We start from the raw sequence: 25870 nt of genomic DNA, 5'->3' as shown, positions 1-25870 counted from the left end.
GATTTAGATAAAAAAGTGGTTTTTCGTTTGTGCCGTAGCACACATTCATTGTTTAAACTTTTTAAAGGTAATAAGTAATGCACAACTTTTCGAGTTCAGAGATAGATTTTCAGAAAGGCGAAGGCCTGGTACCCGTTATCGTCCAAGATGTTAATACTCAGGCAGTATTGATGCTGGGCTACATGAACCAAGCTGCTGTAGCACAAACACTGGCTGAAAAACGCGTGACCTTTTTTAGCCGCAGCAAAAACCGCTTATGGACAAAAGGCGAAACCTCCGGCAATTTTTTTGAACTCATCGACCTCCAGCTTGACTGCGATCAGGATACCCTGCTGGCCCTTGTTTTGCCGAAAGGACCTGCTTGCCACAAGGGAACGGGCACTTGTTTTGGTACCGAAAACAAAGGTGCCTTTGTCCCCTATCTGGAGAAAGTGATCCAGGATCGGCGCGACAACCCCAATGACGCCTCCTACACCAGCTCGCTGTTTAAAAAAGGCATCAATAAGGTGGCCCAAAAAGTAGGGGAAGAAGCCGTGGAACTCGTCATTGAAGCAAAAGATGACAACAAGGACCTTTTCCTCAATGAAGCGGCCGACCTGATGTACCACTATCTGGTATTATTAGCCGCCAAAGGGTATAGCTGGGAGGAAGTAATGGCCATCTTACGGGAACGGCACCAGTAGAAGATGTTGGGAAATTCCTGAATAAGGTCTAAATTAGCGAGGTACAAAAACGTAGCCGATGGGTAATGAGAAAAAAGAAATAGCGGTGCCAGGGCAGGTAGAGGCGCACTATCTTTCTCCCTTTGGCTGCTTTCGTCTGGTAGGGAGCCCCAATGGGTTGCGTTCTGTGAGCCTGGTCAGCACCAAACCTTGTCCGGCTGGCCCGATTCCTCGTGAGTTGAAAGAAGCAGTTCGGCAGCTGGATGAATATTTCAAGCAGCAGCGAGAAGTCTTTGATTTACCGCTGGATTTTTCTGGGCATACTGATTTCCATCAGGCGGTCTGGCAAGAGTTGGTAAAAATCCCCTACGGCCGTACCACCTCCTATCTATCCATTGCCGACCGCATGGGCGACCCCAAAGCCATTCGTGCTGTAGGCCAGGCCAACCGCAATAACCCCATCGCTATCATCGTACCCTGCCACCGGGTGATCGCTAAAAACGGACAATTACAAGGCTACTTTTATGGCCTCGATTTTAAGCGGAGGTTACTGGAATTGGAAAATCCCCTTAGCTTTGCCCGTCAGGGAAGCCTCTTCTAAAGGTTAATATGAATAGAGAATTTGCCGGGAACGCCGTACTGATTGTTGTGCTTAATTTGGTAGTAAAATCTTTCTACCTCTTTGGCATTGACCGTACGGTACAAAACCTTCTGCCCGAAGGAGAGTACGGCTTGTATTTCACCCTGTTCAACTTCGCTTTTATCTTTCAGATCATCTCCGATTTTGGGCTTCAGAATTTCAATGCTCGCAACCTTTCTCAATCCCGCCATTTACTGCAAAAGTATTTCCCGCACTTGCTCACCATCAAGCTCTTGCTGGGGGGTGTTTTCACTGTCGTCACGGTTGTACTGGGTTATTTCTGGGGCTTCCAGTCGCCGGCAGTGTGGACCTTATTGCTGGCTATCTGTGTGAATCAATTTTTACAGACCCTGGTGCTTTTTCTACGCTCTAATTTGGCGGGATTAGGCCTTTATCGGCTGGACAGCTGGGCTTCGGTATTGGATAAGAGCCTCTTGGTGGTTATTGCCGGCGTATTGCTCTGGGGCGGTAGTTGGCAGGCTCACTTTACGATCTTCTGGTTTGTATTGGCGCAAACAGCGGCTTACCTCATCACTATCATTTTGCTACTAAGCTACCTCTACCCTCGGCTCGGACAGTTGCGACTTCGGTGGCGTAAAGCACAGGTGCAAAGTTTACTTCGCCAAAGTGCACCCTATGCGCTGGTGGTGTTTCTTATGACCGCCTACACCCGCCTGGATGCCATCATGATTGAAAAAATGCTGCCCAACGGTGCGATAGAAGCAGATCGTTACGCATCCGCTTTCCGGTTGTTGGATGCTAGTAATATTGCGGGGTACTTATTGGCAGGATTGCTCTTGCCCATGTTTGCTCGCCAATTGAAGACGGGTGTCAATATTGTACCACTCACGCGTTTGGCCATCAGTACGATGTGGACGGGTGCCTTCAGTTTGGCCATCAGTGTTATTTGGTTCGCAACGCCAATTATGACCAGCCTGTACACCAATGGCGATAGCTATTCCGGACAGATCTTGCAATGGCTCATGCTTACCTTTATCCCCATGAGCGGCGGCTACGTTTACGGAACCTTGCTTACCGCCAATGCCAGCTTAAGGCCAATGAATTGGGTGTTTGTTGCCGGGATTATGATTAACGTTCTCCTCAATTTGTGGCTGATTCCTCGTTACGGCGCATTGGGCGCAGCGCAGGCTACCTTTGTTACCCAAACCCTTACTTTTATAGCTCAGTTGGCTTTGGCAAAGCACTTGTTGCAGTTGCCTATGGCCCTGGATTTGTTGTTCCGATTAGTCTTCCTGGGCTTGTTGCTTTGTGGTTTAGGGTATTACTTCAGCAATCATTTACTCTCCGTACCTTTGTTCGTTAAATTTAGTGCCTGTATATGTGCGGGGATATTAGGAGCGTTCGCCTTAAGGCTTCTCGATGTAAAAAGCTGGTGGTCGTGGTTGCGCCCCTCGTAAACACCCAAAAGATGGGGACTAATGCACCAAAGCTCAAGGCTTTTTCTACTTTTGCAAAAAAAATCGCAAGTCTTTGCCTATGACTGCTCTAAAAGACAAAGTTCCCAATAATTCAACGACATCACCGAAAACTGATTTGGTGGACGTTCTCCGTACCCTTTTTCGTTGGAAAAAAGTGATCGTCACCGCTTGTTTACTGGCGGGTGTAGGGAGTGCGATTATCGTTTTGCTTTTACCCGTGTACTATCAAGCCAGTACCGTCTTTTTTGCGACCAGCCCCGACCAGGCTACGCCGGAACTGTTGTTTGGCGACGGCACGATCCCCCCCGAGCTGTATGGTAATGAAAGCGATATCGACCGCTTGCTCACGATCAGTGAATCCAACGAATTGATTGACTACCTGGTGGATACATTTCGCTTGTACGAGCATTATGATATCGACAAAGACAGCCCGAAAGGAAAGTTCTACGTAAGGCGCCATTTTTTAGGGCTGTACGATATTACCAAAACCAAACGGGATGCTATCCAACTGAGTATTGAAGACCAGGACCCCGAGTTGGCAGCCACTATGGCCAGGACTGCTCGTGAAAAAATCAATCACCTGGGGCAATCGCTCATCAAGTCGACGCAGCAGCGCGCGATCGCTACTTTTGAGAACAACATTGCGGCCAAAGAAGAACAGCTTAGCGTACTCAGCGACAGCCTCCAGTCGCTACGTAAGCAGTATGGCATTTACAATACGGAAGCTCAATCTGAAAGCCTTACTACCCTGGCCTCAATTACGGAAAACCAACTCAACAGCTCGCGCGCCAGACTCTTAGCTTTTAGCGAACGCGGTGGGCGATTCAGAGACTCTGTTGCCATCTACGAAGTAAAAGTAGCGGGTTTGGAAGAAGAGTTCTCCAAATTGAATCTAAAACTGGATCGTTTCAACGAAGGTTTGGCAAAAGTGCTTTTGTATACCCGCCAATACCAGGAAGCCAACACCAGCCTTAGTGAAGATAAAGAAAAAATGAAGCAATATCAGGCCACTTACCAGGCGGATATTCCTGCCATGATAGTGGTGGAAGATGCGGCGCGTCCACAAGTGAAGTCCCGGCCTTTTCGCACCTTAATTGTTCTGGCAGCCATCTTTGTTACCTTCTTTTTTACCCTGATTGGCATACTCCTTTTTGAGGCGTACAGCGATGTTGATTGGAAAGCGGTTTACCAGGGAAAGTAATGTGATGTATACTAAATTCCGACAACAGATTGCAAATTTACCCGCTGGCCATGGCTTGGTGCTGGGGTTTGTGGTGATGGTATTATTGTCGGTTTTTGTAGCGGCGGCCAGTGGTTACTATATTCTGGCAGGCATTCCTGCCGCGCTCCTGATCATTTATTTGGCGCTTGTAGATTTCAAGCCGCTTTATTGGTTGCTCATTGCCTGCATTCCTATCTCTACAGAAGTACAACTCCCCAATGGCTTGGGTACCGATCTTCCGACGGAGCCTTTGATTGTAGGGCTGATGCTCCTCTTCGGTTTGTTTATGCTCCGCAATATCAAACATTTGTCCACCGATTTATTAAAGCATCCACTCTCCCTGTTGCTCCTCTTGCATCTGGCCTGGTTGGCGACGACGACTATTACCTCCGACTTGTTTGTCGTATCGCTAAAATTCCTTCTGGCCAAGCTTTGGTACGTGGTGACCTTTTTTCTGCTTACCGCTTACCTTATCAGGAGTGAGGCCGACTACAGGAAGTTTTTCTGGATTTTCTTTTGGCCTTTTATCCTGATGGTTACCATCATTGTTGTACGCCACGCGCTGTTGGGCTTTTCTTTCCAGGGCATCCATAGTATCATGCACCCTTTCCAGCGCAACCACGTCAATTATGCGGCGGCCCTCACCTTGTTTTTTCCTTTTATGGTATTAATGCTCGTACGTTACCGCAAATGGAGCTGGCAATGGGTGGTCCTGTCAGGTGCAAGCCTGCTGGTATTTGGTGCCATCTACCTGTCGTTTACGCGAGCAGCATACGTTGCGCTGGTGATCGCCGCTGGCACCTACTTCATTGTCCGCTGGCGCTTGATGAAATACGCGCTCATTGGGGCAGGCATTGCTGCATTGGCTGGCGTAATATACATTGCCCAAGACAATACCTACCTTGATTTTGCCCCGAATTACGACCGCACCATCTCTCACGAACGTTTTGATAACCTGATTGAAGCGACCTACAAAATGGAAGACATCTCCACCATGGAGCGGGTCTACCGCTGGGTTGCGGCAGGGAACATGGCACCCGAACGCCCCCTTTTCGGCTGGGGCCCAGGCAACTTCGTCAACTTTTACAAACCCTTCGCCGTCACCAGTTTTGAAACTTACGTGAGTGACAACCCCGAGCAATCAGGCGTACACAGCTATTTTTTCATGACTTTAGTGGAGCAGGGCTTACCCGGCCTGCTGATATTTCTGGCACTATTGGTCGTTTTTTTCCTTCGTGCAGAACAACTTTATCACGCTTTAGCAAGCTATCCCTTCAGGCAAAGCATCGTCCTGACCGTCTTACTCTCCACAACTATCATTACCGCATTTTTATTGATCAACGACCTGATCGAAACCGATAAGGTGGGCTCCTTTTTCTTCATTAATCTTGCCTTGTTGATTAATCAGGATTTGTTTTTGCAAAAAGAAAAGAAAAAATAACTCCCCGCCCATCGTGGAATTTTTCTCGTTTTATACTCCTAGTATATAAAGACCTTTATCATGCGAGAAGATTTTCTACACTTTGTATGGCGCCTCCGCCGCTTTCGATTAACTGAACTCAAGACGACGACGGGGCAAGCACTCGAAATTATCCATCCAGGCCAGCACAACCATCACGCCGGGCCAGACTTTCTGGATGCTCGTATCCGTATCGATGGGACACTATGGGCGGGCAATGTGGAGATGCACCTGCGTAGCTCCGAGTGGCACGCGCACAAGCACCAGGATGATCCCAATTACAACAATGTCATTCTCCATGTTGTGTTGGAAGAAGATGTGGTCATACGCCACCACGACGGCGAGCGGATACCCTGCCTGGATTTGCGCAACTACCTGCCCGTAGGCTTGGCCAAGCAGTACCTGCGCCTGCTCCATAGTGAAAATTGGGTGCCCTGCCAGCAACAATTGTACATCGTGCCCGAAATCACCTTTAACCTCTGGTTGGACCGCCTGCTGGTAGAGCGGCTGGAAGAGCGTACCCAAGCCCTCGAAGAACGCCTCAATCGCAATGGTGGCGACTGGGAAGAGACTTTTTACCAGAGCCTCGCCTGGGGCTTTGGCCTCAAAGTCAATGCCGATCCTTTTCTGATGTTGGCGGAATCTCTTCCGCTCAAAACGTTGCTGCGTCACAAAAACAGCTTACCCCAAATGGAGGCTCTCCTTTTTGGGCAAGCAGGCCTCCTGGAGGAAACCTTTGCGGATGAATATCCCCGCCAGCTACAAAAGGAGTACCAGTTTTTAAAACAGAAATACCAGCTCCAGCCCATGTCCGGCAATCACTGGAAATTTATGCGGATGCGGCCGGCCAATTTCCCTTCCGTGCGTATTGCCCAATGGACCACCTTGCTCTTTCGTACCGGACAGCTGTTTAGCAAAATGTTGGTGGCGCAAAATTTACGCGAAATAGAAAATGCCTTCGTGGTGGAGTTATCCAATTATTGGCAAACGCACTTCCGTTTTGATAAGGCCAGTAAAAAAAGTGCCAAAACCTTAGGTAAAGCCAGGATACATCTGCTGGTGATCAACATCATTGCACCATTTATTTTCCTTTATGGCAAAAAACGCGGTGCAGACCTCTACCAGGAACGGGCCTTGCGTTTAATGGAAGCCGTACCAGCAGAAAACAACCATATCCTTGCCGAATGGAAAGCCCTGGGTATAGAAGCCAAACAAGCAGGGCAAAGTCAGGCATTATTGCAATTGAAAAATAGTTATTGCCAGGAAAAGCGCTGCCTTGATTGTGCCATCGGTTGTAGCATCCTCAAGCGGAAGCCCGATGTGATGGAAGAAGACGTGCTCTACCTCCCTAGCTGGTGGCTTTTGCCCGCTGCTGCAACCACGTTAGCGGAAGAGTAACCAATAGGCCCGGCAACAGATTTTCAACATTGACCATCCCCAAACCCAGAATATTGATACCAATACCAATAATCAAGGCACCGCCTACGGCACTGAGTTGGGCGATCATCGTAGGCGTAAAGAATTGCTGCAACTGCCGCGCAAGTAAGGTAATACCTCCCTGAAAGATCAACATGGGAACGATAGAGAACAATACCCCAATGCCGTAAGTAGCAGCAAAGGCGATGGATGAAATTCCGTCGAGGGTAGATTTGACCAGTAGCAGATCGCGTTTGCCTTCGAGACCTTCTTCAATGGCGCCCACGAAGGTCATGCTACCAATACAAAACAGGAGAAAAGCCGTGATGAGCCCTTCCGTAAAAGCACCTTCGGTAATGTTTAGCGCAGTCTTAATGGTATCACCCAAACCCTGCAAGACGGTCTGCACACCCAGTAGTTCTCCGACAACCCCACCCAGAATCAAGCTGAATATAAAGTTGAGCAGATAGCCCTCAGGTACTTTGAGACTCATCATGACACCGAGTACGAGCGTACCTAAACCAATGGCTTGAAAGATGATCGACTGAATATTTTCAGGAAACACCCCTTGCAGGTACAAGCCGATCAGGCTGCCAATGGTCACGGTGCCCATATTAATCAGGGTGCCAATTGGAAGTCTACTGTTGCGGAGGTTCATAAGCGTTGGTTGTTTGAAAACGGCACTAAAATTATTCCTTTTCTCGTTAACTCAGCGTAACTTTTACAAGCTTCAATTATATTGCAAGTCAAACTCACACCGACCCAGCATGAAATCCAACAAAAACAAAGGGGCCCAAAATATCAACATCGCGGTTTTGTATGCAGAGGCAGATCTTCATTATTGGGGAGAAATGGAACGTCACCTGGGGCTGCTTGCTAAAATGCACAGCAACGTCAGAATTTGGACGGTCAATGACATTGATCTAGGCGTCGAAGTCAAGCAGGAAATTCGCCGTGAACTTAGCCAAGCCGATATCACTTTGCTATTGTTGAGTGCTGATTTTGCCATCGAAAATGTCTTCGATGAAGAAACACGCATCCTCTTATCCAACTATGCCGCACACGCTGGAAAAGGCCGTTACATCATGCCCGTCATTGTGCAAGATTTCATGTGGCGCGATCAATACGATGATGCTTTTGACATTGAAAAGCTCAAGTTCTTCGACCGCATCATTGAGAACCCCGACAACAGGGAGGCCATCTACCGCGAGATCACCGAAACACTCAGCCAGTACATCAAAGAAATCGATGCGCGCAGTATCAACTTTGTCATCCCCACCTGGGTAGGTTTCATGGGAGGGATTATGTACAACAATGGTTTCGTCCGCTCGCGACTGACGCCTTTGTATAAAGAGTTCAAACGCAGTGTAAGGTACGAGCTCAGTGACAACGTGGAGGAAACTTGCCGCTTGATGAAGGCAGGGGAAGCAGACCTGATTTGGGCTACCTTGGACCGCCTTCCTTCCGTGCTGTACAAACTAAAAGACAAAAACCCTAAAGTCATTGCCCAGGTCAGTTGGTCCAATGGTGCCGATGCGATCATTACTCGCAATGGCATTACCAGCCTGGAGGAACTCAAAGGGAAAAAGGTGATTTACCCCTACGATTCCCCAGCCTTCACTTTCCTGAAGTACGTTTTGCAGGAGGCCGGTATGGATACCTTCGATATTGTCCATCAGCCTCAAAAGGATATGGACCTGGATGTCATTTGCACCAATTTCACTCACGACGAAACCATCGATGCCGTAGTGCTTTGGAGCCCTTACGTGGAATCATGCCTGGTGGAAGTGCCAGGTACCCAAGTGATCGCTCACACGGGTGACTATCCAAACTTGATCACGGATGTGGTAGTGGCTACCGAAGAGTTTATCAACCTCAATAAAGAAGAGCTCATCATGCTTTTCAAAGGCTGGTTTGCTGAAATCAATCGCTTCAACGAGGATGAGCTTTACAAAATCGGCGCACTAGGCGTGCTCATTGAAGCCATTATTGAACCACTGCCTACTATTATTCCCAGCAAAATCAAAGCGGATTTGATCGATAGCTTGCGCACCTATTTTCAATCCTCTCTGGAAAAAGTCCATCTTTCTACCCTTGAAGAAAACCTTGTCTTTTTCCAATTGACAGAAGAAGGACACTCTCCAGCAGCTCAGCTCTACCGGCAGTTTCTCGAATTTCAGTTCCCACAATTTTTATTGGAACCCGCACTCCAATGGGAGCAGGTGGTAGACCGATCGGTAGTGAAGGGGATTGAAGTGGAATAATGAGCGACACAGAATAGATAACAGTCGCGTCCCCGCTTATCGATCTAAGACAAAACCTTGATGCCCCCGAAGAGAGCATCAAGGTTTTTTTATTCTTTACTCAATACCCAACTTGGCTTTCACCAGAGGCATGATATCTTCCGTATCTTTCGCAAACATGATGGCACCAAAAATGCTGGTATCAAAAACCATCACGTAGCCATTCTCTTTGGCCACTTCATCAATGGCAGCCTGAGCACGAGCGACGATTGGCTTAAGCATTTCATTGCGCTTTTTACCAATGGTATTGATGATTACCTGCTCATAATTCTGGATTTCCAACTGACGCTTTTCCAAAGCGGCCTGCTGTTCCTGCTGCTTCAATGGCGTCAACCCTCCTCCTTGTACGGCTTTTATAAAAGCTGTTGCATCACGTTGGAATTGCTGTGCCTTTGCTTCACCAGTAGCAACCATGGTCGCTTGGAGAATTTCCAGGCTGTCATTTGCAGCTACTGCTTCAGGCATCTGAGCAATTAAGTTGCCAAAATTCAAGTGTCCGTAAAGCTCCTGTGCACGTACACTTCCAAGGCTAACAACAAACAATGCCCCAAGTAATAATATCTTCTTCATTAGTAATATCAATTTAATCGAGCGCAAAGGTACGCTTTTCCGAGATTGTGAGAAATAGGCGAGAGGAAAACAGTTATTAAGTCAAAAAATTGTACCACATCGAACAAATTTCCGTGCACAAGCGAAGCGCTAAGCTTGGTCAATGGACTGTGTATGGAGATTTGATTCGCTTGAGTTCAACTAGAATAGAAAGCAGGCACTCAACCAAAAGCATTTAATTCATAAAAATGTTTGCAATTATTTGTTTTTAAAACAATAATGTTTAATTTTGTTTTAACTACAAACGAAACGTGTCATGAATCCGTACGAAAACCTTACTCCCGCCAAGCTCAAAGCTTCATTTGAATTGTATTGGAAAAATTTCGAAGATTGGTTCCGCCGGCGTTGGCTTGGCTTGTGTGCCCTTTTAATCCTTGGTTGGATGGTGACCCATAAGGATATTTCCATCAACTTCTCCATGCAGAAAGGAGAAAGTGGATTTTTGACGACCAGCACCCAATCACTATTCTTTGATCCTTTTGAAGATGATGAAGTGCAGGCCCAAAACGTCTCCATGCAGCATTCCAAAACCGAAGATAACAGCCTCACCGCTGCACAACGCGAAAAAAGGCGCAAGCAACTTGCCTACGTTCGTACCTATCAATCATTGGCCGCTAAAGAGATGAATACTTACGGGATACCTTCAAGCATTACTTTGGCGCAAGGATTACTAGAAAGCAATATTGGGGATAGTAGGTTGGCGCGCGAGAACAACAATCACTTTGGCATCAAATGCTTTTCTAAGCGTTGTGAAAAAGGTCATTGCACCAATTTTAACGATGACCATCACAAAGATTTTTTCCGGAAGTTTTCTACGGTAGAAGAAAGCTACACGGCCCACAGCCAGCTCCTCCAAAAAGACCGCTACCAAAAACTCTTCCGTTTAAAGAAGTCGGACTATAAAGGCTGGGCCAGAGGACTGAAAAAGGCAGGTTATGCCACCGACCCACAGTATGCCGAAAAACTGATTCGAATCATTGAAGACCTGGAGCTGTACCAGTACGACATTTAACAACGCGAGATCATAAAAAAGATCAAGGTTTGATGGGGTACAAACCTATTCGACGACCGACGCATTGAATGGCTGTTCGTAGTGCTTCCTGTTGTTTTTCGTTGAGGATAAGGGTGCGGTTTTGCTTTTCGTACTCCACCCTGATCTGCGCTACTTTGTGATAGGCCAATTTATAATAATAATCCAGTGGTATGGGGCAGGTGTGCTGGTAAACTCGCATATTGATCGTCCGATCAAATTCGCCCTCATCCGGTACATTGTAAAAGCCAATAACGGAATCATCGTCCAGCAAAAGCTTCACATTCATCCCTTCATTGATGGATTGCAGCTTGTATTCGGGCATAAAAAGATGAAAGAAAAAGCCACTGATACTATCGTTTTCAGAATACAACAAAATCGCTTCTGCCTCTTCAATCACCTTGGGACCATCTTCCAATTCGTACTTACTGGGAATCATGTAACCTAGCGCAACGACTTCCGAGCCAATCGTACGTAAACTATCAAAGGGGTCTACTTCATCAAAAGCAATGGCACACTTTACCTCTTTTTGCGCCAAAACAGGCGCTAAGAAGAATAAAAACCCAGAAAAAACAAGCAACAATGACTTGGCCATAAGAAATGTATATTTTACAGTACAAAGGTAAACAACACACAACAACTCTACCTAGTGAATAGCTACCAATCATCGTCTGCACCCAACTGACCTTAGATCGGTATAGTTTTTCTAACTTTGGGTTTGGAACCAATAGACTTGTTCTGCTTGGCATGAATAAGCCCAATATTAAAGTAGCATTTTTAGCATGACTTACAGCTCCCCTGTGCAAAAAGAACTTGTTGCCCGCTCTAAAGCCTACCTGGAAGGTGACGCTACCCTGCTGGCACAATCACCCGCTATCCGTAACGCGCAATTGCGCCAAATGATTGTTTTCCACGAATGGCGCTATTATATCCAAAACGATCCAGTGCTCAGTGATTTTGAGTACGACCAGTTGTACAAAATGTTGGAAGCGCTGGAAGAAGAGTACCCCGAACTTATTACTGCCGATTCACCAACGCAGCGGGTTTCCAGTGATGTCAGCAATGAATTTCCTACGGTTCCTCACCTCACTCCTATGCTTTCCCTCGCTAATAGCTATAACGCTGAGGATTTGCAGGAGTTTGATCAGCAGGTAAAGCGTATGCTCAATATGGCAGAAGAAGAAGAAGAAGATATCGTCTATGCCGTGGAACCTAAATTCGATGGAGGCAGTATTGCCCTCGTTTACGAGCGTGACCATCTGGTAAGAGCAGCAACCCGTGGCAATGGGCAAGAAGGAGAAGAGATGACCGCCAACGCAAGGGTCATTCGCTCCGTTCCTCTCCGCGCTTCGTTCAGTGATTTAAACATCACGAAAGTGGAACTACGTGGCGAGGTGCTGATCAGGAAAGATAAATTCGAGGCCATCAACAAAAACCGGGCAGAAGAGGGCTTAACCTTATTTGCCAACCCCCGCAATACCGCCACCGGTGGGCTCCGCATGAAAGACCCCAGAGAAGTGGCGGAACGCAATCTGGAAGCCTTCTTGTACACCCTAGGGTATGCCATCAACGAGGCCGGCGAAAACATGTTAGATGCTATTCCTACGCACTATGAAAGCCTTGATCTACTGGAAAAGCTAGGGTTTAAAGTACCCATCGATGGGAAAGAACGCAAGCTATGCAAAAATATCCAGGAGGTAATTGATTACTGTACGGCTTGGGAGAATGGCCGCGAGGCTTATGCCTACGAAGTAGACGGCATGGTCGTAAAAGTCAACGACCGAACTCTTCAGGAGCGAGCAGGCTTTACCAGCCACCATCCGCGTTGGGCCATTGCCTATAAGTTTGCGGCCAAGCAAGCCACGACAAAACTGGATGCGGTGGAATACCAAATTGGCAAGATTGGCTCTATCACACCCGTCGCTAAGGTAGCCCCTGTTTCCCTGGCCGGTGTTACAATTTCGTCCATCTCTTTACACAACGAAGATTTTATTTCTGAAAAAGACTTGCGCTTGGGGGACACCGTTTTAATTGAGCGCGCCGGGGATGTTATCCCCTACATTGTGAAAGCGCTAGACGACTTGCGGGACGGAAGTGAGCAGCCCATTATTTTTCCAGACAAATGCCCATCTTGTGCAACACCCCTGATCCGGGCAGAAGGAGAAGCTGCCTGGCGTTGCCCCAATTACGAATGCCCCGCACAAGTACTACAGCGAATCATCTTCCACGTTTCCAAACCAGCTATGAATATCGACGGCTTGGGCCGCTCCATTGTAGAGCGCTTTATGGAACAAGGATGGGTGAAAACCTTGCCAGATATTTACCGGCTTGATTACGAAAAAATTGCTCAGCTTGAGGGTTTTGGCCCGAAGTCGGCAACCAACCTGAAGGCTGCTATTGATACTGCAAAAAACAATCCTATTCACCGCCTGCTCCACAGTTTGAGTATCCATCACTTGGGTAAAAAAATCTCTAAATTGCTTGCCGCCGAACTGGAACACGTCTTACAGCTCAAAGATTGGACCTTTGAAGATTATGTCCACATCAAGGATGTGGGCCCCACAGTAGCTGAGAACGTTAGCGCCTATTTTGCTGATCCTGCCAACATTGCCATGCTCGAAGAATTGGAGGCACTCGGCGTCAATCTGACGGCTACCGAGGCTGACCAACCTGTAGCGGCCGTTACGGAAGGGCCTTTTGTGGGAAAAACCATTCTCTTTACGGGCAAACTTTTGCAAATCGGCCGTAAGGAAGCCCAGGAAAAAGCTGCTGCTGCGGGTGCCAAAAACATCAGTGCGGTAAGTGGCAACCTTGACATTTTGGTCGTTGGAGAAAAAGCAGGATCCAAACTCAAAAAAGCCGAGGCACTCGGTACCGTCACCATCATGACGGAGGAGGAGTTTTTGGAACAGGTAGGAGCATGATTAAAACACTGATTGACCAGCTACCGGAAGGGTATTCCGAAGGAATTTATCAGGGTCGAAAATACGGAATCAGCAAAAAGACCTTTAACGGAGGAAAATCCAGCAAAGTCTTTGCGGAAGAACTGGGGGGTAATGATTTCATTAGCCTGAACTTTTACCAAACATCGAAAAAGGCATTGCTCAAACCTTGTGAGATGCCCACGGCCAAAGTCATTGACTTCCTCAATGGTGTAGTCTTACAAAGTTCTGACCACAGAAATGATTGAAGGCTAAGGAAAAAGCCTTAATTTTGCGGCCTGAACTAAATCAAGATCATGGCTACGCCACGCACGGTTGCCTTTTATACTTTGGGCTGTAAACTTAATTATTCTGAAACCTCGGCCATTGGTCGACAGTTTGAGGATGCGGGCTATGGCGCTGTGCCATTCAACGATGGGGCAGATATCTACGTGATCAATACTTGTTCGGTAACGGATTTTGCGGATAAAAAGTGCCGCAATGTGGTCCGTCGTGCCCTCCGCAAAAATGAGCAAGCCAAAGTCGTCGTCGTCGGCTGTTATGCCCAACTAAAGCCGCAGGAAATTGCAGACATTCCTGGCGTAGACCTCGTACTAGGAGCGGCCGAAAAGTTTCGAATCCTTGACTACATCGACGACCTCAGTCAGGCACCAGGCAAAGGCATGGTGAAAGCCGGGGAAGTGCAGGAAGCCAAAGATTTCATTCATGCTTTCAGCTTTGGTGATCGCACCCGCTCTTTTCTTAAGGTCCAAGATGGCTGTGATTACAAATGCTCCTTTTGCACCATCCCTTTGGCACGGGGAAAAAGCCGTAGCAACACCGTAGAAAGTGTGGTCGCCAATGCCCGCGAGATTGCCAAAATGGGTACCCGCGAGGTCGTTCTCACGGGTGTAAACATCGGCGACTTTGGCAATGGTACCGAAGTCATTGAAGGTATCCGGCCCAAGAAAGAAGCCCTCTTTATCGATTTGATCCGTGAGCTGGATAAAGTAGAAGGGATTGAACGTTTTCGTATTTCCAGCATCGAGCCTAACTTGTGCAACGAAGAAATTATCGAATTTGTCGCGCAGTCAACTCGCTTTGCACCTCATTTCCACATGCCCCTGCAATCGGGTAACAACAAGCAACTACAAGCCATGCGGCGGCGCTACCAGCGAGAGTTATACGCCGATCGGGTAGCACTCATCAAAAAGCATCTGCCTCATTGCTGTATCGGCGTTGATGTCATCGTAGGCTTCCCCGGAGAGACCGAAGCCGATTTTTTGGAGACCTATAATTTCATCAACGAGCTCGACATCAGCTACCTCCACGTATTCACCTATTCGGAGCGCGCAAATACTCCCGCAGCCTTACTCCCCGATGTTGTCCCTATGGAAGAACGGCGCCGGAGAAATCAGATGCTCAACATCTTGAGCGAAAAAAAGAAGCGTCATTTTTACGAATCGCAGTTGGGCACGGTACGTAAAGTCTTACTGGAAAAAGGTAAAAAGAAAGGTCATTTAACCGGCTTTACCGACAATTATGTCAAAGTAGATGTGGCTTTAGCGCCTAGTTGGATTAACCATGTCACTCCGCTAGCATTAAATACCGTAAATGCCGAAGGATTAGTCATTGCCAGTCTGGATTCCGCGCTTGTTTAGTCACATAGGCACCGTATTTAAGCAAATTATTGGTTGCCAGATTACCGTCATTTTAAGTTTTTTCGGCCTTCTTCTGCTTGATAATTCGTATTTTCAGCTTTTTAATAGCAGCCCTCGCCATGTGATTCCGGGTTAGGAGCCCACTTTTTATGTTCAGGTCGTAGCTCACATAGGCGACACATCATCAAACTTATGCAGAATTCAAGAGCAGTAAAATTTAACGTGGAGGACCAGCCCGAGTTTTTCAAAGAGCTTAGGCAACGTGTTAACCAGTATTTCAAAGATCGTGAGATTTCCCGTCATGCAAATTGGAACATGAAATTCAAAACGGGTTTCATGATTGCCTTGTACCTTATTCCACTGGCTATATTGATTGCTGGTGTCACGCAAACTTTTGGGTGGAGCCTCCTTATGTGGGTATTGATGGGACTTGGAATGTCCGGTATCGGATTATCCATCATGCATGATGCCAACCATGGAGCTTACTCCAATAATAAAACCTTAAATAACCTTTTAGGGAGTACTGTTAACCTCATTGGTGGTTATCACATCAACTGGAAAATTCAACACAACGTACTTCATCACTCGTTTACCAATATCCACGAGCACGATGAAGATATTCAGAAAGCAATTCTCCGTTTAACACCAGATACCAAACGCAAGCCTATTCACCGTTTGCAGATCATCTACGCACCGATACTTTACTCCTTGATGACCATCTATTGGTTTTTGAGTAAAGATTTCGAGCAGCTTGTGCGGTATCGTGAAAAGAATTTACTGGGTACCCAAGGCAAAACTTTCAAACAAGCCTTATTGGAAGTATCCCTATACAAAATTGGGTACATTATCGTAACCATTGTACTTCCTCTTACGATTGGGGGACAAGTGTGGTGGCATTTCCTCATCGGATTCTTAGTGATGCACTTCATCTGTGGAATGACCCTGGCATTGATCTTCCAACCTGCACACGTGATTGAGGAGACAGAATTTTTTCATACCGACGAAACGGGAAGTGTGGAAAACAACTGGGCCATTCACCAGTTGAAGACCACTGCTAATTTCGCTAATGGCAGTCGCTTCTTTTCCTGGTTCATCGGAGGCTTAAACTATCAGGTAGAACACCATTTGTTCCCCAACATCTGCCATGTTCACTACCGCAATATTTCTCCGATTGTAAAAGCTACAGCTAAGGAATTCAATATTCCTTATCACGAGCACAAGACCTTTTATGGTGCCGTAAAAAGCCATTTCACCTTGCTTTACAAACTAGGAAATGGCCAGTACGATCTGGAGAAAGCACGCGTCGTTGCTTAGGGGGCGGCGAAGAATAAGTTGTCCTTTTCAGGAGAGCCATCTTGCCGCCAGACGAGGCACGAGGATGGGCGCGTAGCCCAGCTACGCAACCGACGACGCAACGAAGTATGGCGGCAAGAGGGCCGCATCAAATGGGGAAGTTATTCTTCGCCGAACCCTTAGTACTTGATTTTTCAAGTTCCCAATATCCCGGGCTTTGCCGATGTGCGAAGTCCGGGATATTTATTAGCGTTCTGCTAGCACAACAACTCTACTCATAAGGCTATTATTTTTTACCTTTAGCAGAAAGAATAAAACTATGAAAGCTATCCTTTTGCTTTTCTCCTTATCGATGCTATTGGCCAATGCCTGCGATGACACCGCCACCTTCCCTTTGGGGGAATCCTTCACCCTCTCTCCTGAACAGGAATTGGTCAATAAATCAGCGGCTATGACCATAAAATGGTTGGAAGTATCGGAAGATTCTCGCTGCCCAAAAAACACCAACTGCGTATGGGAAGGCCAAGCAAAAGTAAACTTACTCGTCAATGGAGACCCCTTAACCCTGACGCTGAGAAACGGTAAACCCGAAGAAGCACAAGCACTGGTGGAGGGATATATTTTCACGGCGGAATCGCTGAGTCCTTATCCAGAAGGTGAAAAAATCGATCCCGCAACTTACCGCTTACAACTTATTGTGAGCAGTCTCTAAACCATCTTTTTTACCAACGCCATCCTTTATGTTCTTCCCTATCGGTGACGATCAGGTAAAAGGGGGATATTTCCCTTTTTTCAGCTACACGTTCATAGTGATCAATGTCCTGGTCTTTTTATACCAGGCCTCCTTATCTGTTCCCGGATTTGAACAATTTGTGTATACCTACGGCAGTATTCCTGTAGAGACCCTCGCAGGGAAGGATACTTTCACCTTGTTCACCAGTATGTTTTTGCACGGTAGCTGGATGCACCTACTGGGTAATATGCTCTTCCTTTGGATTTTTGCAGACAACATCGAGGCTACCATTGGTAATTTCCGTTTCCTGATTTTTTATATCATTGGTGGGCTGGCCGCTCATGCTGGGCACATTTATTTCAACATGGGGAGTGAAGTACCTACTGTTGGTGCTAGTGGTGCCATTTCAGCCGTAATGGGGGCTTACCTGGTGATGTATCCTACTTCCAAAATAAAAATGCTCGTGCTGATTTTTTTCATCCGCATTCCAGCATTCCTGTTTCTGATCTTTTGGATTGTTCAGCAAGTAACTTTAGGCAACCAAGCCCTACAATCCATGACCAACCAAACAGCTGGTGTCGCCTGGTGGGCACATATCGCCGGCTTTGCCTTTGGCCTGATTGTGGGGCTTTATTACCGGTTTAATTATCCCCGGCCAGGGGAACCAATGGTTGATGCAGCCTACTATGATCGGACAGATCTTCTATAAAATAGTAGCGAGCAGCCATCAGTAAAAAAACAAGGTAAATCGCTGTACCTAGCTGTGTTTCCAGGGTTTGCTCAATAATAAAGGAAGGTATCGCTATCGCTAAAAAGCTTCCTAACAAGGCATATTTCCAACCATTCTTATAGAAAAGAGGCAGTAAGGTCACTACGATAAACAACAATAAACCTACCCACCCCATACTAGCGTACTGCCATACATACTGACTTTGTGGGGTGAAACCAGATCCCGCTACACTGGGATAATTCACCTGCAAATAATCTTCGGTTTTATCTCTGACATCACCAACACCAACCCCCAAAATGGGTGCCTCGTTGCCCATGGCCAATCCTGCTTGAATCGTCCCTACACGATGTGAATCTGATAGTTCCGTACTGTTGCTATCATGCCGAATATGGTAAAGATTATAGAGCGTATAATCTATTTTATTTTGCAAAGATGGAAGGGTAAAATATGCCGTAGCCATACCCACCACCATTAGAAGTGCAGCCATGATGCCAAACCACCAACGACGACGCAGGACAATTTCCCTAATTAAAAAATAAAAAAGAACACCATACAGTGCCACCAGACCACTCCGCACCGCCAGGATATGTAAAAAGAGGATTAAAAAGCCTGTTAGAAAATACTGTAATCCTCTTTCCCAAGCGTAACGCCAAGTCCATTTTTCTTGTAAAAAAGTAATCCCAATGGCGACGCTATAAGCCACCATCAAACTAAACCGGATATGCATCACCGGGGTAGGCAGTACCTGTCCTTTTTTATACGCTAGTGTGATCTCCGAAAAATTTACCAGGTACCAAGCTAAAAGGCAAAGACAGATCACACTCAACAACAGGAAGAAACCGTAAAGCAAAGGATAATACACCTTGCGATCAAAGCGGGGGATGGCCAACAAACCTGCAGGCATGAGCAGAAATGGCAGGCGCATACGCATACGATTGGCCCAGTAATCGGTATTTTCCGACCACAAGCCACTAATTCCCCAGGTTATAAACAGTAGAACGATGGTCCAAAAAACGGGTTGCCTTAACAAAGCCTGTACATTGCTTTTGATTTGCGGGTGGAGTACCCACACCATCGCAAGGCCTATCACCCCCATGCTCATCATTGCAGATGACGCTACCAGGCCTACTAAAATAAAGAGTAGCGCCAGTACACCGATGAACTGATAAGTGGGTGGTCCGAGTAGTTTTTTGATCCCTTCGTGCATGAGTTGTAAAGATATACTCGATTTTCGAACGCCCGCCATTAAAAGGTATTGCTTTTAGTGCTTGCTTTAAATAATGTCACTGAAGTTATCTAAATTAGCACGGTACAGCTAGCTTCAGTACTCTATGTCTACAAAAAATAAAAAAAACAACACTAAAAAAACAAAGACCCTCCCCGCTGCCTGGGCATGGCTGGGACGCACCCGCTTGGTCGCCGGTGGCTTATTTTTGCTGAGTGTTGTTCTTTATGCCAATACCTTCTCTCACGACTTCGCGCAAGATGATGCGATCGTGATTACCGAAAACATGTTTACGACGGAAGGAGTAGCAGGTATTCCTGGACTTTTTCAGTACGATACCTTTTATGGGTTTTTCAAAGTCGAGGGAAAGGCAAAATTGGTGGCCGGTGGCCGCTACCGTCCTCTCACCCCTGCTATGTTTGCCGTAGAGTACGGCCTGTTCAATGCCAACCCAGCTGTGATGCACGTATTTAATGCCCTTTGGTATGGGCTCACGGTGGTGATGCTTTATTTGTTGTTGCTAGCGATGTTTCAAGCCCGTAAATCCTGGGATCGTGAAATAAATTTACTAGCGGTTTACTGGATTCCCCTTTTGGCGGCTTTCCTTTTTGCGGTACACCCTTTGCATACCGAAGCGGTAGCTAATATCAAAGGGCGCGACGAAATCATTACACTCTTGGGCAGTCTGACCAGTTTGTGGTTGCTTTTCAAAGGAGGCACATTGCGCACGGCTTTGGCAGGAGTTTGTTTTTTTCTGGCCTTATTGGCCAAAGAAAACGCCATCACATTTTTAGGCGTTGCTCCTTTGGCGCTTTTTGTGTTTACACCAACCAAGATGGGAGATATTGTTAAGCGTATCTCACCGCTTTTAGCTGCGACCCTTGTGTTTTTAATGATCCGTGGTTCGATATTAGGATGGGATGCAGGCCCACCAAGCCAGGAGCTCATGAACAATCCTTTCCTTAAATTGGAGCAAGGCCGCTGGGTAGACTTTTCAGGAAGTGAGAAAGCAGCAACCATTACTTATACGCTTGGAAAATACGCCCAATTATTGGTGGCGCCCGTACAACTCACCCACGACTATTATCCCCGGCAGATAGATATCATGCGCTTTAACGATTGGCGTGTATTGCTGAGTTTGTTTTTGTACCTAGGTTTATTGGTCTATGGTCTATGGGGTCTTCTTCGCAAAAACATTGGCAGCTTTGCCGTACTTTACTATCTGGGTACACTTTCCCTGGTATCGAATATCGTCTTTCCGGTAGGTACCAACATGTCTGAGCGATTCTTATTTATGCCTTCGGTAGGTTTTACTTTATTAGTCGCCTGGGGTTTATTTACTTACTTAAAAAACCATCGTTTAGCAACCGGAATAGCGCTGGCTTTTGGTGGTATTTTAATGGTATTAACCTTTCTTCGCAACCCTGCCTGGAAAGACAATTACACCCTCTTTACGACCGACATCTATACTTCTCCTAACAGTGCGAAACTGCGGAACGCCATGGCCGGAGAACTGTCTGTTCAATGGGCGGCACTGCCACCAGAACAACAGCAGGTACGCCAATCCATGTTGCAAGAAGCCCTTGGCCACATTGAAGAGGCTATCCGTATTCACCCTACCTACAAACAGGCTTACTTCATCAAAGGCAATGTCCTCAATTACCTCAAGCAGTACGAAGCATCCATCCAGGCTTATCAACAGGCTCGGCAGATAGACCCCGGCTACGAGCAAGCTTTTGATAACCTGATGATTACCTACCGCGATGCTGGACGTTATTATGGTGAACAAAAAGGGGATATAAGGACAGCTATTCAATACCTGGAACAAGCTTACCAAGCCATGCCTGAAGATTATGAGACCATCCGCCTTTTAGGCGTAGCCAATGGCATAGCAGGCAATACCCCTCGAACAATTGAGTTATTTACAAAGAACACCCAACTCCAACCTAACAATGCCCGAGCGTGGTACGACCTCGGCACGGCCTATAGGAATAACCAACAAGCCGAAGCAGCTGAACAAGCTTTGCAAAAAGCCCGACAACTAGACCCTGATATTGAGACGAAAGTCCGCTCTGGTAATTAATTTTTAAATCCCAGTTATGAACATGCGTATTCTCTTTCGTGCACTCGCCCTGTCGAGTATACTTTTGCTAGCAGTGCTCCCGCTCGCGGGGCAATACCATGCCAATCTTGATCAGTCCAACGCTCAGGAAGCAATCTGGGTCGATTCTGTATTTCGCAGTATGACTTTCGAACAGCGCCTGGGGCAGCTCTTCATGATTCGAGCACATTCCAATTTAGGGTCCGATCATGTCGCAGCCGTAGAACGCCTCATTCGTGACTATCACGTTGGGGGGGTGTGTTTTTTTCAAGGCACCCCTGAAGCTCAGATACGCTTGATTAATAGCTATCAAAGCCAGGCCAGTCTACCGATGATGATTGCGATGGATGCCGAATGGGGGTTAAATATGCGCATGAAAAGTGTTCAGGATTTTCCGCGTCAGTTGATGCTGGGTGCCATTCGGAATAATGGTCTGATCTATGAGTTAGGCAGCGAAGTTGCCCGACAGATGCATAGGGTAGGCGTACACGTAAATTTTGCTCCCGTCGTTGATGTGAACAACAACGCAAACAACCCCGTTATTGGCACCCGCTCCTTTGGCGAGGATCGACTCAATGTAGCCATCAAAGGCGTAAATTATATGCGAGGGATGCAAGACAATGGCATTGTGGCTTGCGCCAAACACTTTCCTGGTCATGGTGATACCGATGTAGACTCTCATTTTGACTTACCAATTATTCCACATACCAGGCAGCGGCTCGATAGTATAGAGCTTTACCCCTTCCGGTCATTGATCAATCACGGTGTGGGAAGTGTGATGGTAGCCCATCTACAGGTACCCGCCTTGGAGCCTAGAGAAAATTACCCCACCTCCCTTTCTCCTGCTACGGTGAATGGGGTCTTGCGGGATGAACTAGGTTTTCACGGTCTCACGTTTACCGATGGGCTAGAAATGAAGGGCGTCACTAAGCATTTTGGTGACGGTGAGGTAGAGGCCGCTTCTTTGCTGGCAGGAAACGACATTTTACTCCTTCCTGAAAGCTTGGCCAACGCCGAGATGAAGATCAAACAATACTTGCAGGAAGGCCAACTAAGTGAAGCTGAATTCAACAGGAAAATCAAAAGGGTTTTGCGAGCCAAATACCGTATGGGCTTACAAACCTTTACCCCTCTTATAGAAGACAATGCACTGGCAGAACTGAACAGTCCTGATGCCTTAGCCTTGAAGGAAAAGTTGATAGAGAATGCGCTGACGCTCGTTCGTAATGATCGCAATCTTTTACCCATAAAAGAAATTGCTAAGCAGCAGAGAGCTGCTTTAGCCATTGGCAGCAACAAAAGAACCATTTTCCAACAAAGGCTACAGGATTACGCTCCCGTTGATTTACTGTATACCGACAGCGACATCTCTGAGGAAGAAGCAACAAAGTTACTCAATCGCCTTGCCGATGAAGACTTAGTTATCGTTAGCTTACACAACATGGGCAGCTCTGCTAGCAGTAATTTTGGTATCAAGTCTTCTACCCTCAAGTTTCTACAAAGATTAAATCAGCAAAACGAAGTGGTACTGGTGGTCTTTGGTAACCCATATAGCCTTAAGTTTTTTGACGAACTAGGTACTGTTGTAGAAGCTTACAATGAGGACGATATAACCCAGGATAAAACAGCACAAGCTATTTTTGGCGCCATTGGTTTTGATGGGCGGCTCCCCATTACCGCGTCTCCCAAAAGCCATTACAATGCAGGCCTTAGTACCAGTAAGCTCTTTCGATTAGGCTATGGAACGCCTGAAAGTGTGGGGATGAGCACCGACAGCTTACAAAGATACGTAAGCGCCCTGGCTAAAGAAGCCATCGATACGCGTGCCACACCTGGCTGCGTTGTGTTAATTGCACGCCACGGAAAAGTAGTATTTCACGAAGCCTTTGGGCACCATACCTATACCCAGGATCGCGAAGTAAGCAAGGATGACATCTATGACCTGGCTTCTGTGACCAAGGTTGCTGCTACGACGCTCGCAGTTATGGATTTGGTACAAACGGGGCAACTTGACCTTGATCAAACCCTTGGCCATTATTTACCAGAGCTTAAAGGTACCAACAAAAACAACTTGGTTATCCGGGAAATATTGGCACACCGTGCAGCATTAACGCCTTGGATCCCTTTTTACAGAAACACACTGGATGAGCGTGGGCAAAAATCTAACAACCTCTATCACTCTTCTCCTGGTGGAGAATATACGATCGAAGTCAGCGATGATATCTTTCTTAGTGAAAACTATGTCGACTCTATTTGGTACAGCATAGACCAATCTGATCTTCGTTCTAATAACAATTACCGATACAGTGATCTAGGTTTTTATTACCTCGCTCGTCTTGTCAAACAACTGAGTCAGCTAGGCTTAAATGATTACGTTCGTCAGCGTTTCTATGAACCTTTGGGCTTATTCAATATTGATTTCCTACCCAAAGAGCATTTTTCGCTAAACAGAATCCCACCTACCGAAATTGACAATTATTGGCGTAAAGAGACGGTCCATGGTTATGTCCATGACATGGGGGCAGCAATGTTGGGTGGTATAAGTGGTCATGCGGGGCTTTTTGGCAATGCCCACGATTTAGCCGTATTATGGCAAATGCTACTCCAAAGAGGTATCTATGGCAACCATGTTTATTTAAAGCCTGAGATTGTTAGAGAATTCACTTCTCGTTTTGAAGATGAAACACGCCGAGGTTTAGGCTTCGACATGAAGCAACTTGACCCCAACCGCAGCCAAAACATCGCTCAAGAAGCAAGTCGGCGTACTTTTGGTCACCTGGGGTTTACGGGCACTTGTGTTTGGGCAGATCCTACGGAGGAATTGGTCGTCGTATTCTTGTCTAATAGAACTTACCCTTCTATGCAGAACAACAAGTTAGGCAGGGAAAATTATCGCCCCCGTATTCAGGCAGCAGCTTATAATGCTATTATTAGGCGAATGACCCGCCCACCTGTCTCACCCATCGAGGGATCAGTTTTACCAGAGAAAGTAGAATCGGGCACTTTGGAGTAAAGAGGATCAACTAACGCAGGGGTTCCATTATGCTATTAACAGGCAGCGAACAGACTGTGTTGCTGCTAATCACTAGTTTCACGTATGGTTAGATAGATGGTTGTTGGTTGATGGTTGGGCTAAAAATGGAGAAGGGCCATCCGCGTTATGCGAATGACCCTTCATAAAATTGGCAGCGACCTACTCTCCCACCTAAAGGCAGTACCATCGGCGCTAAGGAGCTTAACTTCTCTGTTCGGAATGGGAAGAGGTGAACCTCCTTGCTATAGCCACCAATAATTCTTTACAGCTTTCGCTGCTTATTTCTTTTGTTTATCCATTGATAAACATAGACAAGAAAAGGGATAAAGTTGTAGTCTACTCGGCTTACTACCGTAAAGCGTCAAGTAAAGTTATATTTTAAAAAGGAAGCTTTCGGGTAATTAGTACTACTCGGCTCCATACATTACTGCACTTCCACCTGTAGCCTATCAACGTAGTCATCTTCTACGACCCTCATGGAATACTCATCTTAGAGTTGGCTTCGTGCTTAGATGCTTTCAGCGCTTATCCATTCCGAACATAGCTACCCTGCAATGCAGCTGGCGCCACAACAGGTACACTAGAGGTTCGTCCATCCCGGTCCTCTCGTACTGGAGACAGATCTCTTCAATATTCCTACGCCCACAACAGATAGAGACCGAACTGTCTTGCGACGTTCTGAACCCAGCTCGCGTGCCACTTTAATGGGCGAACAGCCCAACCCTTGGGACCTTCTCCAGCCCCAGGATGTGACGAGCCGACATCGAGGTGCCAAACCTCCCCGTCGATGTGAGCTCTTGGGGGAGATCAGCCTGTTATCCCCGGAGTACCTTTTATCCTTTGAGCGATGGCCCTTCCATGCGGAACCACCGGATCACTTAAGCCTGCTTTCGCACCTGATCGAGATGTCTCTCTCCCAGTCAAGCACCCTTATACTCATACGCTCTTCGCATGATTACCAACCATGCTGAGGGTACCTTTGCGAGCCTCCGTTACTCTTTAGGAGGCGACCACCCCAGTCAAACTACCCACCACACAATGTCCTCCAGTTGTTGCTGGAGTTAGTATCAAACTATAAGAAGGGTGGTATTTCAAGGACGACTCCACTGCCACTGGCGTGACCGCTTCGTAGTCTCCCACCTATCCTACACATCTTATAGCCTAACACAATGTGAAGCTGTAGTAAAGGTTCACGGGGTCTTTTCGTCCCGTTGCGGGTAATCGGCATCTTCACCGATACTTCAATTTCACCGAGCTCATGGCTGAGACAGTGCCCAGATCGTTACACCATTCGTGCAGGTCGGAACTTACCCGACAAGGAATTTCGCTACCTTAGGACCGTTATAGTTACGGCCGCCGTTTACTGGGGCTTCAGTCAATAGCTTTGGGTTA

Annotated in this window: 20 protein-coding genes and 2 rRNA genes (1 of these 22 cut by a window edge); 16 read left to right on the top strand and 6 right to left on the bottom strand. The window is 46.8% G+C overall.

What is annotated here, in order from left to right; all coding sequences use genetic code 11:
• Positions 1-77 precede the first annotated feature (77 nt).
• From hisIE to AB0L18_RS08810, 6 genes are all read left to right on the top strand, one after another.
• Positions 78-683, top strand: a complete 606-nt coding sequence (hisIE, locus tag AB0L18_RS08835; RefSeq protein WP_367392221.1) for a bifunctional phosphoribosyl-AMP cyclohydrolase/phosphoribosyl-ATP diphosphatase HisIE — start codon at positions 78-80, stop codon at positions 681-683.
• Positions 684-741: 58 nt separating this feature from the next.
• Positions 742-1263, top strand: coding sequence for a methylated-DNA--[protein]-cysteine S-methyltransferase (locus AB0L18_RS08830; RefSeq protein WP_367392220.1), 522 nt, complete (start codon positions 742-744; stop codon positions 1261-1263).
• An 8-nt stretch (positions 1264-1271) separates the two neighbouring features.
• A complete protein-coding gene (locus AB0L18_RS08825; RefSeq protein ID WP_367392219.1) occupies positions 1272-2720 on the top strand; it encodes an oligosaccharide flippase family protein in 1449 nt (482 codons plus the stop codon).
• A gap of 79 nt (positions 2721-2799) precedes the next feature.
• Positions 2800-3942, top strand: coding sequence for a Wzz/FepE/Etk N-terminal domain-containing protein (locus tag AB0L18_RS08820; RefSeq protein WP_367392218.1), 1143 nt, complete (start codon positions 2800-2802; stop codon positions 3940-3942).
• 4 nt (positions 3943-3946) lie between these two features.
• Complete coding sequence (locus tag AB0L18_RS08815; protein ID WP_367392217.1) at positions 3947-5404, top strand: O-antigen ligase family protein; 1458 nt, start codon at positions 3947-3949, stop codon at positions 5402-5404.
• A gap of 60 nt (positions 5405-5464) precedes the next feature.
• Positions 5465-6820, top strand: coding sequence for a DUF2851 family protein (locus AB0L18_RS08810; RefSeq protein ID WP_367392216.1), 1356 nt, complete (start codon positions 5465-5467; stop codon positions 6818-6820).
• On the opposite strand, the gene AB0L18_RS08805 is transcribed toward AB0L18_RS08810, so the two are convergent.
• Positions 6771-7496, bottom strand: coding sequence for a DUF554 domain-containing protein (locus AB0L18_RS08805; protein WP_367392215.1), 726 nt, complete (start codon positions 7494-7496; stop codon positions 6771-6773). The genes AB0L18_RS08810 and AB0L18_RS08805 overlap by 50 nt on opposite strands.
• Before the next feature lie 109 nt (positions 7497-7605).
• On the opposite strand from AB0L18_RS08805, the gene AB0L18_RS08800 reads away from it, so the two are divergent.
• The gene (locus AB0L18_RS08800) at positions 7606-9102 is read left to right on the top strand and encodes a PhnD/SsuA/transferrin family substrate-binding protein (RefSeq protein ID WP_367392214.1); all 1497 of its coding nucleotides are present in this window, start codon (positions 7606-7608) and stop codon (positions 9100-9102) included.
• A gap of 96 nt (positions 9103-9198) precedes the next feature.
• On the opposite strand, the gene AB0L18_RS08795 is transcribed toward AB0L18_RS08800, so the two are convergent.
• Positions 9199-9711: an OmpH family outer membrane protein gene (locus tag AB0L18_RS08795; RefSeq protein ID WP_367392213.1), complete on the bottom strand. Its 513-nt coding sequence runs from the start codon at positions 9709-9711 to the stop codon at positions 9199-9201.
• Positions 9712-10006: 295 nt separating this feature from the next.
• Between AB0L18_RS08795 and AB0L18_RS08790 the strand changes: the two genes are divergently transcribed.
• On the top strand, positions 10007-10762 hold the full coding sequence (locus AB0L18_RS08790; protein ID WP_367392212.1) for a glycoside hydrolase family 73 protein: 756 nt from the start codon (positions 10007-10009) through the stop codon (positions 10760-10762).
• Positions 10763-10784: 22 nt separating this feature from the next.
• On the opposite strand, the gene AB0L18_RS08785 is transcribed toward AB0L18_RS08790, so the two are convergent.
• Positions 10785-11375 (bottom strand): hypothetical protein, encoded by a 591-nt coding sequence (locus AB0L18_RS08785; RefSeq protein ID WP_367392211.1) that lies wholly within the window; start codon positions 11373-11375, stop codon positions 10785-10787.
• Between the two features lie 187 nt (positions 11376-11562).
• Between AB0L18_RS08785 and ligA the strand changes: the two genes are divergently transcribed.
• The 6 genes from ligA (at position 11563) to AB0L18_RS08755 (ending at position 18097) form a co-directional block, all read left to right on the top strand.
• The gene (gene ligA, locus AB0L18_RS08780) at positions 11563-13704 is read left to right on the top strand and encodes an NAD-dependent DNA ligase LigA (RefSeq protein WP_367392210.1); all 2142 of its coding nucleotides are present in this window, start codon (positions 11563-11565) and stop codon (positions 13702-13704) included.
• A complete protein-coding gene (locus tag AB0L18_RS08775; RefSeq protein WP_367392209.1) occupies positions 13701-13970 on the top strand; it encodes a peptide methionine sulfoxide reductase in 270 nt (89 codons plus the stop codon). The genes ligA and AB0L18_RS08775 overlap by 4 nt, the downstream gene beginning before the upstream one ends.
• Before the next feature lie 48 nt (positions 13971-14018).
• The gene (gene mtaB, locus AB0L18_RS08770) at positions 14019-15362 is read left to right on the top strand and encodes a tRNA (N(6)-L-threonylcarbamoyladenosine(37)-C(2))-methylthiotransferase MtaB (RefSeq protein ID WP_367392208.1); all 1344 of its coding nucleotides are present in this window, start codon (positions 14019-14021) and stop codon (positions 15360-15362) included.
• Positions 15363-15677: 315 nt separating this feature from the next.
• Positions 15678-16676: a fatty acid desaturase gene (locus AB0L18_RS08765; protein ID WP_367392207.1), complete on the top strand. Its 999-nt coding sequence runs from the start codon at positions 15678-15680 to the stop codon at positions 16674-16676.
• Positions 16677-16974: 298 nt separating this feature from the next.
• Positions 16975-17367, top strand: a complete 393-nt coding sequence (locus AB0L18_RS08760) for a hypothetical protein (RefSeq protein WP_367392206.1) — start codon at positions 16975-16977, stop codon at positions 17365-17367.
• Positions 17368-17395: 28 nt separating this feature from the next.
• Positions 17396-18097, top strand: a complete 702-nt coding sequence (locus tag AB0L18_RS08755; RefSeq protein WP_367392205.1) for a rhomboid family intramembrane serine protease — start codon at positions 17396-17398, stop codon at positions 18095-18097.
• Here AB0L18_RS08755 and AB0L18_RS08750 read toward each other — a convergent pair.
• Entirely contained in the window at positions 18030-19325 is a 1296-nt protein-coding gene (locus AB0L18_RS08750) for an O-antigen ligase family protein (protein ID WP_367392204.1), read from the bottom strand. The genes AB0L18_RS08755 and AB0L18_RS08750 overlap by 68 nt on opposite strands.
• Positions 19326-19449: 124 nt before the next feature.
• Here AB0L18_RS08750 and AB0L18_RS08745 point away from each other — a divergent pair, with 124 nt between their 5' ends.
• Both AB0L18_RS08745 and AB0L18_RS08740 read left to right on the top strand, forming a co-directional pair.
• A complete protein-coding gene (locus AB0L18_RS08745) occupies positions 19450-21426 on the top strand; it encodes a tetratricopeptide repeat protein (protein ID WP_367392203.1) in 1977 nt (658 codons plus the stop codon).
• A gap of 22 nt (positions 21427-21448) precedes the next feature.
• Positions 21449-24457: a glycoside hydrolase family 3 N-terminal domain-containing protein gene (locus AB0L18_RS08740; protein WP_367392202.1), complete on the top strand. Its 3009-nt coding sequence runs from the start codon at positions 21449-21451 to the stop codon at positions 24455-24457.
• A 167-nt stretch (positions 24458-24624) separates the two neighbouring features.
• On the opposite strand, the gene rrf is transcribed toward AB0L18_RS08740, so the two are convergent.
• Both rrf and AB0L18_RS08730 read right to left on the bottom strand, forming a co-directional pair.
• A 5S ribosomal RNA gene (gene rrf, locus AB0L18_RS08735) occupies positions 24625-24734 on the bottom strand.
• Positions 24735-24859: 125 nt separating this feature from the next.
• A 23S ribosomal RNA gene (locus AB0L18_RS08730) occupies positions 24860-25870 on the bottom strand; it runs 1819 nt beyond the window's last position.

Source organism: Lewinella sp. LCG006, assembly GCF_040784935.1.
GTDB lineage: Bacteria > Bacteroidota > Bacteroidia > Chitinophagales > Saprospiraceae > Lewinella.
Note: the sequence above shows the minus strand (reverse complement) of the source record. Positions and strands in the feature narration are given on the sequence as shown.